Source organism: Mesorhizobium sp. M1406 (assembly GCF_040317555.1).
GTDB lineage: Bacteria > Pseudomonadota > Alphaproteobacteria > Rhizobiales > Rhizobiaceae > Mesorhizobium.
This window is the reverse complement of the sequence record NZ_JAMYKW010000011.1, coordinates 69,588-83,281: the sequence shown is the minus strand read 5'-3', so window position 1 is coordinate 83,281 and position 13,694 is coordinate 69,588. Positions and strand designations below refer to the sequence as shown.

13 protein-coding genes are annotated in these 13,694 nt (G+C 61.9%); 3 read left to right on the top strand and 10 right to left on the bottom strand.

Annotated elements, in window-relative coordinates; genetic code table 11:
- Nucleotides 1-18: 18 nt before the first annotated feature.
- From NKH03_RS12530 to NKH03_RS12485, 10 genes are all read right to left on the bottom strand, one after another.
- Nucleotides 19-585 carry an MFS transporter gene (locus NKH03_RS12530; protein ID WP_352968587.1) on the bottom strand — a complete coding sequence of 189 codons (567 nt, stop codon included), beginning with the start codon at nucleotides 583-585 and terminating at the stop codon, nucleotides 19-21.
- On the bottom strand, nucleotides 530-1,297 hold the full coding sequence (locus NKH03_RS12525; protein WP_352968586.1) for an MFS transporter: 768 nt from the start codon (nucleotides 1,295-1,297) through the stop codon (nucleotides 530-532). Before NKH03_RS12525 ends, NKH03_RS12530 begins: the two co-directional genes overlap by 56 nt.
- Entirely contained in the window at nucleotides 1,294-3,714 is a 2,421-nt protein-coding gene (locus NKH03_RS12520) for a heavy metal translocating P-type ATPase (protein WP_352968585.1), read from the bottom strand. The genes NKH03_RS12525 and NKH03_RS12520 overlap by 4 nt, the downstream gene beginning before the upstream one ends.
- A gap of 46 nt (nucleotides 3,715-3,760) precedes the next feature.
- Nucleotides 3,761-5,188 (bottom strand): multicopper oxidase family protein, encoded by a 1,428-nt coding sequence (locus NKH03_RS12515; RefSeq protein ID WP_352968584.1) that lies wholly within the window; start codon nucleotides 5,186-5,188, stop codon nucleotides 3,761-3,763.
- Between the two features lie 89 nt (nucleotides 5,189-5,277).
- The gene (locus tag NKH03_RS12510) at nucleotides 5,278-5,946 is read right to left on the bottom strand and encodes a methyltransferase family protein (protein ID WP_352868784.1); all 669 of its coding nucleotides are present in this window, start codon (nucleotides 5,944-5,946) and stop codon (nucleotides 5,278-5,280) included.
- A gap of 2 nt (nucleotides 5,947-5,948) precedes the next feature.
- Nucleotides 5,949-6,254 carry a DUF2933 domain-containing protein gene (locus tag NKH03_RS12505; protein ID WP_352968583.1) on the bottom strand — a complete coding sequence of 102 codons (306 nt, stop codon included), beginning with the start codon at nucleotides 6,252-6,254 and terminating at the stop codon, nucleotides 5,949-5,951.
- Nucleotides 6,251-6,715 carry a hypothetical protein gene (locus NKH03_RS12500; protein ID WP_352968582.1) on the bottom strand — a complete coding sequence of 155 codons (465 nt, stop codon included), beginning with the start codon at nucleotides 6,713-6,715 and terminating at the stop codon, nucleotides 6,251-6,253. Before NKH03_RS12500 ends, NKH03_RS12505 begins: the two co-directional genes overlap by 4 nt.
- A gap of 19 nt (nucleotides 6,716-6,734) precedes the next feature.
- Nucleotides 6,735-7,013, bottom strand: a complete 279-nt coding sequence (locus NKH03_RS12495) for a DUF5676 family membrane protein (protein ID WP_352968581.1) — start codon at nucleotides 7,011-7,013, stop codon at nucleotides 6,735-6,737.
- 12 nt (nucleotides 7,014-7,025) lie between these two features.
- Nucleotides 7,026-7,763 carry a CopM family metallochaperone gene (gene copM, locus NKH03_RS12490; protein ID WP_352968580.1) on the bottom strand — a complete coding sequence of 246 codons (738 nt, stop codon included), beginning with the start codon at nucleotides 7,761-7,763 and terminating at the stop codon, nucleotides 7,026-7,028.
- A gap of 28 nt (nucleotides 7,764-7,791) precedes the next feature.
- Entirely contained in the window at nucleotides 7,792-8,169 is a 378-nt protein-coding gene (locus tag NKH03_RS12485; protein WP_352877509.1) for a hypothetical protein, read from the bottom strand.
- Nucleotides 8,170-8,634: 465 nt separating this feature from the next.
- Here NKH03_RS12485 and NKH03_RS12480 point away from each other — a divergent pair, with 465 nt between their 5' ends.
- The 3 genes from NKH03_RS12480 to NKH03_RS12470 all read left to right on the top strand — a co-directional run bounded on the left by NKH03_RS12480 (nucleotide 8,635) and on the right by NKH03_RS12470 (nucleotide 13,610).
- The gene (locus NKH03_RS12480; RefSeq protein WP_352968579.1) at nucleotides 8,635-11,055 is read left to right on the top strand and encodes a phosphoketolase family protein; all 2,421 of its coding nucleotides are present in this window, start codon (nucleotides 8,635-8,637) and stop codon (nucleotides 11,053-11,055) included.
- A 51-nt stretch (nucleotides 11,056-11,106) separates the two neighbouring features.
- Entirely contained in the window at nucleotides 11,107-12,321 is a 1,215-nt protein-coding gene (locus NKH03_RS12475) for an acetate/propionate family kinase (RefSeq protein ID WP_352968578.1), read from the top strand.
- A 287-nt stretch (nucleotides 12,322-12,608) separates the two neighbouring features.
- Complete coding sequence (locus NKH03_RS12470; protein WP_502913510.1) at nucleotides 12,609-13,610, top strand: TerC family protein; 1,002 nt, start codon at nucleotides 12,609-12,611, stop codon at nucleotides 13,608-13,610.
- Nucleotides 13,611-13,694 lie beyond the last annotated feature (84 nt).

Below are 13,694 nucleotides of genomic sequence, written 5' to 3'. Positions count from 1 at the left end.
CACTCGCAATGACCTGGATCAAACTGCTGCGTCCGTTTGGTCAGCAGGGGCCGGCCGCGCTTCGTGACGCGCGGGCGCCAATGGCAGCGGCAGTTTCAGGCTTGCGATCGCGGCGAGGCCCATTGCGGCGGCAGCGACGAGGAAGGCTGCGCCTTCCAGGCGGTGTGAACCGAATAGCAGGCCGGCAGCAGCGGAGCCCACTGACAGCCCGAGGCTGACCGCTGCCGACTGGATCCCGAGTTCCATACCTTGGCTTCGTGCGCTGATGCGCGACACCCAGTAGGCGAGCAGGGGGCTGATCACGCCGGCCGACGCCGAAACAACGGAAACCGCAAGCAGCATTTCCGTGAGTCCGGCAAGTGTCGGCATAACCGCCAGACCGATCGCCATCACCAGGAAGGCAGGCGCCACAAGCAGCCTCGTCGCTGCCGGTTTGACGAGCGGCGAAAAGACGAGGCCCTGGACCGCAAACATCACAACGCTGCATGTCGCGAACATGAGGCCGAGCGCGGCTGGACCCATTGCGAGTTCAACGTTTCGCAGCGTGAGCCCGACCTCGAATGCACCAAGCCCTGCCGCGGCCACGGCGGCAAGAGCGAGCAGCCGTATCTCTCCAGATAACGAACATTGAGGATCCGGGTTTGCTCGTCTCAACACGGGGGCCGGGCAGCATGTGTCCAGGCAGCACAGACCACACGCCAAGAGCTGCCGCCACAGCGAGGCCGGACGCAAGGAGGAAGGGAATGGTCTGTGGCGGGACAGCCGCCACGCCCAAGTCAAGTTTCAGTTCTGCCACGAGCCCGCCGAGCATCGGCCCGACCAGAAAGCCCGCGATCGATGCCATGCTCATCCAGCCGAATATTCTTGTGCGGCGATCATCCTCACCTTCGGTGTCGGCAATGAACGCAAGAGCGGTTGGCCCCACGGCAGCCGCGAAGCCACCATTCAGGATCCGCCCGATATAAAGAACGCGCAAACTCGGTGCCAGCACCGACGCCGCCAAGGTCACGGCAAAGCCGATCAGGCCGATGACAAGGACAGGTCTGCGCCCGACCAGATCCGACCACTTCCCCCAGAGGAAAGCGGCGACCACTGGCGCGGCGACATAGGCAGCGGTCAAAAGGCCAATCTGCCGCGCATTGAATGCCGGGTCGGTGGACCCGGCAAGCCGCTCGACCATCATCGGCAGGACCGGCAAGACAATTCCGTAGCCGAGCGCAACGACAAAGGCCGAGGCCAGGATCGCGCCCAGGCTCCATCGAGACGTGGGCAGGCGAGCTTGCATCGGCACGCTCATGCCAGCGAGCCGCGCGGGTGCTGATGAGCGACGCCTTCGGTCGTCGATGCGGCGGCAGGTCGAATGCCTTCTAGCCTGGTTCGCTTGAGCAGCAGGGCGTTGATGGCCACGAGAGCCGAACTGCCCGACATTGCCAGCGCCGCTAGCTCGGGGCTCAGCAGGAACGGGTAGAACACGCCCGCCGCGATCGGGAAGGCGATGAGATTGTATCCGACCGCCCACCACAGGTTCTGGTGCATCTTGCGCAGCGTGGCGCGCGAGAGCGTCATCGCCCCGACCACATCGTAGGGATCGCTCTTCATCAGCACGATGTCGGCGCTTTCAATGGCGACGTCGGTGCCTGCGCCGATCGCAAACCCGACGTCCGCTTGCGTCAGGGCTGGCGCGTCGTTGACGCCATCGCCGACCATGCCGACCTTCAGGCCTTGCCCTTGCAGTTCCTTGATCTTTTCCGCCTTCTGCCCTGGCAAGACATCGGCCAGGACGATGTCGATGCCGAGTTCGTCAGCGATGCGCTTGGCGGTTCCAGCGTTGTCACCCGTGAGCATCGCTACGCGCACGCCCTGCTCGTGCAATTTGGCAATCGTAGCAATGGCCGTCGGGCGTGGCATATCGGCGATCGCAATGAGCCCGAGCAGCTTGCCGGACTGCGCCACATGGATAACGGTGCGGCCTTCGCCCTTGAGCGTTTCGGCCTTGTCGCCGAGCGCCGGAAGATCGATGTTCTGCTCGTCCATAAGCCGTTGGTTGCCGACGAAAACCTGGCCTCCAGCGATCGCGGCACTGGCGCCCTTGCCTTCGATATTTAGAAAGCCCGAGACCTCGGGAAGCTTCATACCCTTGGCCTGCTCGACGATGGCAACGGCAAGCGGGTGATCCGACCCCTGATCCACGGCGGCCGCGACTTGGAGAACCTCGTCTGACGAAACGCCGGCAGCGGGGACGATTTCGACGACCTTCGGCTGCCCCATCGTGAGCGTGCCGGTCTTGTCGAAGACGATCACGTCGAGCTTGGTCGCCTCCTCGAGAGCGGCTGCGTTCTTGAACAGGATCCCGTTTGACGCGCCAAGGCCGGTGCCGACCATGACGGCCATCGGCGTGGCGAGGCCAAGAGCGTCGGGACAAGCGATGACGAAGACCGTTATGGTCAAGGTCATCGCGAACAGCAGGGGCTGACCGAGCCACCAGAACCAGACGGCGAAGGTCGCAAGCCCGATGATGATCGCGGCGAGCACGAGCCATTGCGAGGCACGATCGGCGAGCAGTTGGGCCGGCGCCTTCGAGTTCTGGGCCTCCTGGACCAGCTTGACGATCTGGGCAAGGGCCGTGTCGGCACCCACCTTGGTGGAGCGATAGCGCAGCATCCCGCTCTTGTTGATCGTCGCCCCGATGACCTTGTCCCCGACCTTCTTGGTCACCGGCATCGACTCGCCCGTCAGCATCGATTCATCGATCGTCGATGTGCCCTCGATCACCTCGCCGTCGACGGGAAGCTTGTTGCCGGGTCTCAGGACCACGATGTCGCCGAGCACGACGTCGGCGGTCGCAACCTCGACCTCCTTGCCATCACGGAAAACGGAGGCCTTGGGCGGGGCGAGGTTGAGCAGGGCCCTGATCGCGGCCGACGCCCCGGCACGGGCGCGCATCTCCAGCCAATGTCCGAGCAGAATGAACACGAGCAGCACGCTCGCCGCCTCGTAAAATTGCTGCCCCTCGAAGAAGAAGGTCGCGCCGACGCTGAACAGGTAGCCGGTGCCGACGCTCAGCACCACCAGCACGGCCATGTTGAGGACGCCGTTGCGCAGGGCCCGCCAGGCGGCCACCAGGAACGGCCAGACCGGGTAGAGGATCGCGGCGCTGGCGAGGAAGAACATCGCAAGGTCTTCGCTGAGGCCGAAGGGCGGACGCAGCCAGGGCTCGCCCAAGCCCATCGGCTCCATGGCGAAAATCGGCAGCGCGAAGACCAGGCTGATGAAGAACCGGTTGCGCATGTCCTTGACCATGCCCTGCATGTCCATGCCGGCGCCGTGTCCCATCTCATGGGCCATGGCGTCGTGCGCTACCTCGGCCGCAGCCGTCGCTTGGTCCGTTGGAACCGGATGCATCATGGCAGCGTGCTCCAAGTGATCATGCACTGAGGTCGAGCGCGGATGCCCTGGCGGAACGGTTGAAGCGTCGGGAATACATAGATGGCGCGGCACGGACTCGCCGCGGCAGTGGAAGCCGCAGGCCTCGATTTCCCGCGCAAGTGTCTGCGGGTTCGTCCGCTCTTCGTCGAACTCGACGGTCGCTGTGGTCGATCCTGCGTTCATGGCAACACCGGCGACGCCCGGCAGAGCCGCCAGACGTTTTTCGACCGCCGCGAAATCCATCATGCCGACAAGGTCGCGCACTTCCAGATTGACCTTTTTCATCATCGTTCTCCGTGCCGCGGTTCGGGGCGATCGCACCGTCTGAATTGTTTCAGCCTCGGTAGGCAAAGGTCGACATCATGCCGCTCGCCATGTGGTAGAGATGGTGACAATGGAAGGCCCATTTGCCGGGATTGACAGCATCGACGGCGATGGTGATCGAGCGCATCGGCGGCACCAGCACGGTGTCGCGAACGGCGCCCCGGAAGCGCTGCCCGTCAATCGCGACCACCTGAAAGTGATGGCCGTGCAAATGCATTGGGTGGGCCATCATGGTGTCATTGCGCAGCGTGACCTCGACGCGATCGCCCTTGTCCACAACGATGGGAGCACTGATTTCGAGTCCCCAGCGATAGGCAGCCATGCCGCCGGTCAGCGCCATCTCGAACGTCTTGTCGGCAGGGCGCGATGCAAGCGGCGCGATTGCCCGAAGTTGCGCCTCGAGCGTCAGGTCCAAAACCGGGGCGTCGACATCAGCCGCCGTCCCTAGCTTGGCTACCGCGGCCCCCGCCGGGCGCAGGACAATTCCGGTTCGTTCCTTGCTTCCCTCGCGCAGCGCCAAGATCGGAAAGGAGGAGCTGAGGTCGCGCGGCAACCGCAGGCGCACGTCGATGCGATGCCCCATCGTCATCGGAAACCGCCGGCCTCTGACGGGTTCGACAGGCTGACCGTCGACCGCGATCAGTTCCCCTTCAAGTTCCCCGAAATCGATTGTAAACGCCGTCGCCGTGGCGCCGTTGATGATCCGCACCCGCACGCGTCCGCCCCGTTCGACCGTGACAATCTCGGGGTCGTTCAGGGACCGGTCATTGGCCAGATAGGCGTCATAATCGATGTCATTGATATCCATCACCATGCCGCCATCTCTCATCCCTGCCATGGCGTCGGTCTTCGCTCCCGACATATCCATGCCGTCCATCGGCATGGAGCCGGTATTCTTACTCTGCAGCCCGGCCAGCAGCTCCTGAGGCGATGAGAACGAGAAATCGTGGAGCAGGATGACAACCTCCTGCTCGTCTTTTGCGTCATCGGCGGGATCGGCGACGATGAGCGGCGCCGCGAGCAGCAATTGTTCCTGCAACGTATGGGCGTGCATCCAGAAGGTGCCGGGCTCGCCGACCGGAAAATCGAAACCGCGATCGGCGCGAGCGCCGATGAGCGGCAGTGGCGCGTCGGCAACCCCGTCGCTCGGCCACGGCGGCGTCAACCCGTGCCAATGTATGATAGTCGGCTCGGCAGTCTCGTTTCGAAGCAGCACGTTGAAGGCTTCGCCCGCCCGCAAGCGCAGGCCAGGCGCGCCGTCGGCCCTTTGCAGGCCGAAGACGCTTGCAGCTTTACCGTTCACCTCGATCGTGCGGCGCGAGATGCCAAGCATCTGGCCGCCCGGCTGGCTGGCGGAGGCTGCCGAGAGCAAGCTCGATGGGATTGCAAAAACTGCGGCGCCTGCCACCGCGCCCTTCAGGATATCTCGACGTTTCATAATGATTTCCTCGCTTCGATTGGGAGTTTCGTTGTTTCGTTCAGCGCATAAAGATCAGGTTCAAACGCGTCGGCGATGAGCCGGTGCGATCAGGGCGCACTGCGCCCGCCGGCCGAACCGAACAACCTGGTCACATGCGGAAAAAAGGCGGGCACACGGGCCGCGTAACGGTCGTATGCGTCGCCGAATTCCTTTCTCGCTTCACGCTCTTCGATGAAGGAAAGCCGCACATACATGCCGACCAGTATAGGGAACATCGCCAGCGTCAGCAGCGTCGGCCATTGCACGAGGAATCCCGCCATGACGAGGACGAAGCCGACATATTGCGGATGCCGGATGGAAGCATATGGGCCGTCCGTTGCGAGGCGATTGTGATGCTGCGCGTCGTAAAGCACTCGCCACGCGGTCGAGATCAGCATGAAACCGGCGCCGATCAGGATGAAGCTGAGAACGTGAAACGGGCCGAAATGCGGATTGAGACGCCAGCCGAACATCATTTCCGGAAGGTGACCGGCGTCATGCGAGAACCAGTCGATGCCGGGGTATCCTGACTGCAGCCACCCCGAGAACAAGTAAATCGTCAGGGGGAAGCCATACATCTCGGCAAACAGTGCCACCAGGAACGCGCTGAATGCACCGAAGGAACGCCAGTCGCGGCCGGTCCGCGGCTTGAAGAAGCTGAATGCGAACAGGATGAAAACCGCCGAATTGACTATGACCAGGCCCCAGAGGCCGTAGGCGGGAGATTGCTCGACCATCGTCATGCTCCTTTATGGTGGGTGGTGCTGTCTTGCGCGCCCGGCTCGGGTTCCTTGTGCCTTGGATGACCGCTGTGACCGCCATGCCCGCGGTGAAACATGTGAAGCAGAGGACAGGCGAGCAGCAACAGAAACGGCAGGACACCGAAGGTATGCACCCGGTGCTCAGTGAGAAGGAAAAACGCGGCGATCAGCAGGAAAGCGATCGTGACCAGGCCGGTTTTCGAGGCCCAAAATCCGCCTGCCTCCGGTTCTGGTTCGGACCCGGTCGGGGGACCGGACATGCGGTGAACGTTGTTGGTATTCATGAGATAGGTTCCTTTGTTTGTGATCGATTGGAGCTTTCGAGCCCATACGCGATGAGGCTGACGGCCCAGACCAGCGCGCAGGCGAACAGGGGCCACCTGAAGTCGGAGCCGATCGTGAAGTTGACCACCGACATCAAGCCGATGGACGACGCTCCTCCGATCAGAGCGCCGGCCACCGCGACCGGATGGCGCGCGCGGAACGCGGTGATTGCCAGCGCAACCAGGAGAACGCCGGTGGCCAGAGCGTAGCCGCCGAGCACCCGGAAAACCTGCGTCAGCCACATCGCGAGACGTGGACCGATGGCTTCGAGCTCGGCGGCCGAGAGGTTGATATAGCGGACGTCCTCGGGCAGCAGGGGTGGCCTGAGGGCGATGAAATACAATCCGATCCCGGCGATGATCATCCCCGCCAGAGCAAGAGTGACGGACGACGTCGTCCATGGGTTGACTGAGGCTTTCATGGGCTGAACCTTGACTTGCCTACCGGCGCCCTGTGGCGACGACATTGTGGATCGAGGCGTAAACGACACCCGCCAGCAGCCCGACGATGCCAAGCCCGAGAACGCCGTAGAGAACTCGGACGGGGCTCATCGGCGCCGTGGACCTGACCGCGCTGAGGTCGAGCCCGTGCATGATGGCGCCGAAGAAATCGAATGTTGCCTCTGGCCAGATAGCGACGGCCAAAGCGCAGAGCATGCTCATCAGGGCCGACGTCACGCCCAGCGCAATGCCGACGGACAGGACGCTGAGTTTGTCCATATCTTCCTCCTGTCACTTCGCATGTTGCTTGAGCCATTCCTGCATGGCGGCGATCTCGGACTGCTGAGCCGTGATGATTTGATTGGCCCAAACCTTGACCTGATCATCCTTGCCGTATTGCAGGACCGCCCGTGCCATATCGATGGCGCCCTGGTGGTGAGGGATCATCGCCTGGACGAACGCGACATCGGGATCGCCGGCCTCGATGCCCCGCATCATCGGCGCGTCCATTCGTTTCATCGCCTCCATATAATTTCTGGAGGCCTCTGACATGTTGGCGGCGTCCATCGGCATGTTCGTCATGCCGCTCTGACCCTGCATCATCCCGCCTTGCCCACCCTGCATCATTCCGCCCTGCATCATCTGCTGCATCATCGGCATCATTTGCTGCATCATGGGAGCCATCTTCTCCATCATGGGCATCATCTTCTGCATCGTGGACATCATTGCCGTGCACTGCTCGGGCGACCCGCCAGGCATCGCCTCCGTGGCCGGTGCCGTTGTCGTGGTTTGTGGTGCGTCGGCCGCCGGATGGTGCGGATCTGTCTGAGCAAAAACCGCACCCGAAAGGGTTGCGCATACGGCAAGCGTGATCAATCGAAGGTGGGTTTTCATGGCTGTTTCCTTGTCGTTGATGTGAAAACCGACAGGCGAATTCAGGATGCGCAAGGCAGCCCGGATCGCCGCTACCGGTGTGGTTTCGCGGATCGTTCGCTCGTTATGGGGACTTGATGGCACTGCTGGATTCAACAGTCCCGAGCACCCCGACGGCGCGATATCAGGCGAAGGTCTGGGGAGGTCGCAGGAGGGCCTCGGGGTCGATGCCCGTTGCCTGAAAAGCCTTGCCCGGCATGAAGCGGACGGCAACCGGCGCGTCGTGAAGAACGCCGCATTCGCCGGCGGAAATGCCTGCAGCACAACAGCCGGAGCCGGTCGAGTGCACGCAATCCAGGCAGCCATCACATGGCGCGCGATGGTTGTCTTGGTCTGTCAACGCGATGTGACCCATCACCTTGTGCAAGGCGCTCGTCGTGAGCGTCGCAACGTCAGTTGTGACGCCGGCATCGGCGCCAATTGCAGAAGCGGCAACGGCACCGCCCGCGATCAGGAGGATCACGGCCACCCATAACCGAAGCTGAGCCAACGCGATTTTCATGCATTCAGTCTAGCCCAACCGTGCGCCACCACTTTGATGCAAATCAATGCCGCGGCTCTGGGAGAGCGCCTAGTTTCAGCGAGCCTCTTTTCCCAGCTCTTCCTTGGGGAATGAACTGGAGCTGAAACCATGTCGGCAAAGCCGCGTTCCACCGAGACTCCCGTCGGGATAGAATCGCCGGCCGACCCTTCGTATTCATTTCGGCCTCATATGAGCGCTTCGTCATGGACGACGCTTGGTTCGAAAATGGACTACGAGTGCGAAGCAGGCGAAGCTCGTTGGGTTGGCCCCAAGTTCGGATTCCATGGAACCGAAGGAGCACGCAATCCCGACGATCGAGCATCTAGAAGGTCAACCGAACAATGACGGACTGAATGGTGCGCGAACGCGTCCATTCGCTAGGGTTCGATAAGCGCGGGCGCTTCGCGATCCGGCGGCATTCCCAACCGGCAACGAGAGACAGGCATGACCCAGCACAAGACAATACCTATCCCCACCAGCCGGTTGTCCGAACACGAACTGAGTGACATCGATGCCTATTGGCGCGCCGCCAACTATTTGACGATTGGCCAAATTTACCTGCTCGACAATCCGCTGCTTCGCGAGCCACTACGGCTGGAGCACGTCAAGCCGCGCCTGCTCGGTCACTGGGGAACGTCTCCGGGCCTGAGCTTCATCTATACCCATCTCAACCGCGCCATACGGCTTCGAGACACGAACGTCATCTATGTCTGCGGTCCCGGCCATGGCGGCCCGGCCATGGTGGCAAACACCTATCTGGAGGGCACCTACAGCGAATTAAATCCCGACATTTCGATGGACGAGCAGGGAATGCGCAGGCTGTTTCGACAGTTTTCATTTCCAGGCGGGATTCCTAGCCACGCCGCTCCCGACGTGCCGGGTTCGATCCACGAAGGAGGCGAGCTGGGCTACGCACTATCTCATGCCTGTGGTGCTGCCTTCGACAATCCTGATCTCGTCGTGGCCTGTGTCGTCGGCGACGGCGAGGCGGAGACCGGACCGCTTGCCACCGCATGGCATTCGAACAAGTTTCTCAACCCGGCACGCGATGGTGCGGTGCTGCCGATCCTGCATCTGAACGGCTACAAGATCGCCAATCCCACCATCCTGGGCCGCATTCCCGAAGAAGAATTGCGAGCGCTGTTCGTTGGCTATGGCTATGAACCGCTGTTTGTCGAGGGGCATGATCCGGTATTGATGCATGAGCTGATGGCGACCACGCTGGACGATGCGCTGGACCGTATCCGCGCGATCCAGCACGCCGCGCGCGCTGGTTCGGCGCCGGCGTCGCGACCAAAATGGCCGATGATCGTGCTGCGCAGCCCCAAGGGCTGGACTGGGCCGAAAGAGGTTGACGGGCTGAAGACCGAGGGCTTCTGGCGCTCGCACCAGGTTCCCTTGTCAGGCCTTGCCGAAAACCCGGCGCATCTGAAGCTGCTTGAGGAGTGGCTGAGAAGCTATCGACCTGAGGAACTGTTCGACGATGCCGGCGTCGCCATCGCATCGATCCGTGCCACCACGCCCGCGGCCACGCGGCGCATGGGATCCAACCCGCATGCCAATGGCGGCCTGCTGCGCAAGTCCCTCGATCTGCCCGCGCTGCACGACCATGCGGTTGCGGTCGAACAGCCAGGTGCGGTGAAAGCGGAGTCGACGCGGGCCATGGGCAAGTTCCTGCGTGGCGTGATGGAACTGAATCAGGCGGCGAAGAACTTCCGCATCGTTGGTCCCGACGAGACCGCCTCGAACCGGCTTCAGGACGTATTCGAAGTCACCGAGCGCGCCTGGATGGAGAAGATCCTGCCCGAAGACGTTCATCTCGGCCGCGACGGCAGGGTTCTGGAAATCCTCTCCGAGCATACCTGCCAGGGCTGGCTTGAAGGCTACCTGCTGTCCGGGCGGCACGGTCTGTTTTCCTGCTACGAGGCGTTCATCCATATCGTCGATTCCATGTTCAACCAGCATGCGAAATGGCTGGATGCCTCCCGACACATTCCGTGGCGGCGGCCGGTCGCCTCCCTGAACTACCTGCTGTCGAGCCATGTCTGGCATCAGGAACACAATGGCTTTAGCCACCAGGATCCCGGCTTCATCGACGTCGCCCTCAATAAGAAGGCCGACATAGTGCGCGTCTACCTGCCGCCGGACGCCAACACCTTGCTTTGCGTGACCGATCACGTGTTGCAGACATGGAACCGCGTCAACATCATCGTCGCTGGCAAGCCGCCGTCGTGGCAGTGGCTGTCAATGGACAAAGCCATCGTCCATTGCAAGACAGGGATCGGCATCTGGGACTGGGCATCGACCGAGAATGGCGAAGAGCCGGACGTGGTCATGGCGTGCGCCGGCGACGTTCCGACCCTCGAAACGCTTGCGGCCGTGCAGATCCTCCGGCATCACGTCCCCGAGCTCAGGATCAGGGTGGTCAACGTCGTCGACTTGATGACACTGCAGCCCAAGGAGCATCATCCGCACGGGCTGCCAGATCGCGATTTCGACGCATTGTTCACCGCCGACAAACCCGTCATCTTCGCCTATCATGGTTATCCCTGGGCCATTCATCGCCTGACCTATCGGCGCACCAACCACGACAACATCCACGTGCGTGGCTATAAAGAAGAGGGCACGACGACGACGCCCTTCGACATGACCGTTCTGAACGGCCTCGACCGGTTCCATCTCGTCAAAAGCGTGCTTGAACGCGTTCCGGAACTCAAGAGCGTTCAAGTCGGTCTTAAGCAGGCGATGGACAGCAAGCTGCTTGAACATCGAGCCTATATTCGCGCCCATGGGCAGGATATGCCGGAGATACTTGATTGGAAGTGGGATCAGGACCTGGATGTGGTGCAAATCCGCCCGGCTTGAGCCGATGCCGCGTCTTCATCGAACTGCGTTTACAGCACATCGGACGGCCCCATGACTGACGCTATCCTCGTCCTGAACGGCGGCTCCTCCAGCCTGAAGTTCGCTGTCTTCGAGGCACGCGACGGCCTCCCCCCGCTGCTGCGCGGCAACATTGCCTCGCTTGGCGGACATCCGCAACTGAATGCCGAGGCCGCGGGTGACAGGCCGAAGATCTTCAGGAGCCTGGGCGATGGACCGATCGATATCGGCGAAGCATTCACTGCCGTAGCCTCCCTCCTCGCCGATCGTGAACTCCTGCGCCGCATCGACAGCGTGGGGCACAGGATCGTTCATGGCGGCCGCGACTTCACCGAAGCGACGCTGCTCGATGCGCCCGCGCTCGACGCACTCGCCCGGCTCGAGCCGTTGGCGCCGATCCATCAGCGGATCAATCTCGAGATCGTGGCACTGGCTGCCGACCTCCTCCCGCAAGCCATGCAGGTCGGATGCTTCGACACAGCGTTTCATGCGACCCGCCCGAGCGTTGCGAAGATCTACGGCATTCCACGCGCGATGACCGAGGCGGGTATCGTTTCCTATGGCTTTCACGGCTTGTCCTACAGCCACATCGCTTCGCGGCTGCGCGACCGCTATGGCGCTGGCGCCGGCGGCCGGGCAATCGTCGCCCATCTCGGCAGCGGCGCCAGCGTGTGCGCTATGGACGCCGGACGAAGCATTGCGACGACGATGGGGTTTTCGACGCTGGATGGCCTGATCATGAGCACGCGTTGCGGCGCGCTCGACCCGGGGATCGTCCTTCATCTCCTGCAAGACTGGAAGCTGCCGACCGACGAACTGGTCACGCTTCTCTATGAGCAGTCCGGCCTGCTCGGCGTGTCTGGTATATCCGGAGATATGCGGACGCTCATCGGCTCGGACGATCCTGCCGCCGCCGAGGCCGTCGATCTATTCGTCTATCGCATCGGGCGCGAGATCGGATCGCTGGCCGCTGCCCTTGGAGGGCTTGATACGGTGGTGTTTACCGCCGGCATCGGTGAAAACGCGCCATCGATCCGGGAAAAGATCGGAGTTGCTGCCGGCTGGCTTGGCGTCGGTATCGATCATGACCAGAACCGAAGAGGCGAGGAGATCATCAGCCTTGCCAATTCACGCGTCGAGGTTCTTGTAATCCCTACCGATGAAGAGAGAGCCGTTGCCAGCCAGCTACTCTCTGTGCCTTCGCCGAGGCGGACAAGCTTTGCCCTGCCATCGCAGAGGAGACACTGACATGCTTCCAGTCTCCGGCGTGGCGGAAGCCGCGATGGGCGAAGCCGCCGTCACGAGACAGCCGGAAGAAGCTTCCGGCCCAATACCGGCCCCAATAAAAGTCCCGCCGGACCCTTGATCGCCAGAAAATGAATCCCAAGTGGGTACCAACCCGCTGGTCCGGGCCCCTCTGGTGAGAGCCTCGTACTCTTGCGATGTCGGACCGATTTTCTGACAGCTCGTTCCGACAGGGGATTGCCCTTGAGTTTCTCATTTTTTTCGTCGAGTGGCTAGGAACGCCGCTGTGGATGTGGTCGGGCTTTTTTGTCCTCGTCATCGCTATTCTGTCGCTCGACCTTGGAGTTCTTCACAGGCAGGACAAGGAAATCGGCGTCGGCGAAAGCGTGATGCTTTCCGGCCTCTATGTCACGCTCGGGCTCGCCTTCGGTGGCTGGGTATGGTGGTATCTCGGCTCCGACGCCGGCCTCGCCTATCTGACAGGCTTCGTCGTCGAAAAGACGCTGGCGCTCGACAATGTCTTCGTCATTGCCCTGATATTCTCATTCTTTGCCGTGCCGCGCATCTACCAACACCGGGTGCTCTTCTGGGGCGTCCTCGGCGTCTTGGTGCTGCGGGCCATCATGATCGGTGTCGGCGCGATGCTGGTCGCCGAGTTCGCTTGGGTTCTTTATATCTTCGCCGCATTCCTGATTATCACCGGCATCAAAATGCTGATCGTCAAGGAGGCAGAACCCGACCTGTCGAAGAACGTCCTCCTCCGCTTCATGCGCAATCGCTTTAACGTCACCGACGAACACCACGGCGAACGGTTTTTCGTCAAAAAGACAAATCCCGGGACGGGCCAGGCGAGCTGGTTCATCACGCCGCTCTTCATGGCGCTGGTGATGGTCGAGGTGGCCGACGTCATATTCGCCGTGGATTCCGTCCCTGCGATTTTCGCGATCACAACCGATCCGTTCATCGTCTACACCTCGAACGTCTTTGCGGTCCTCGGCCTTCGCGCCCTCTATTTCGCGCTTGCGGCGATGATCCACCGCTTCCGCTACCTGAAGCCCGCACTCGCTATCGTTCTGATCTTCATCGGCTCGAAGATCTTCGTCGCCGATCTCCTGGGCCTTGAAAAGTTCCCGGCCGCCTTCTCGCTCGTCATTACCTTTGCGATCATCGGCGCCGGCGTGGTCTGGAGTCTTGTCAAGACGCGGGATCAGCAGCGACAGTCTGCGCGACCGGGGCTGCAAGGACGAACACCGTTAGCCAAGGAACAGCAAGGAAACAGATATGATTTCTGACTTCATCAGCTGGATTTTTGCCATGCTCGTCCGTGTCGACTCGCGTCCGACGGCCTGGTATCCGTTCGTTCCCCAGGGCGGGAA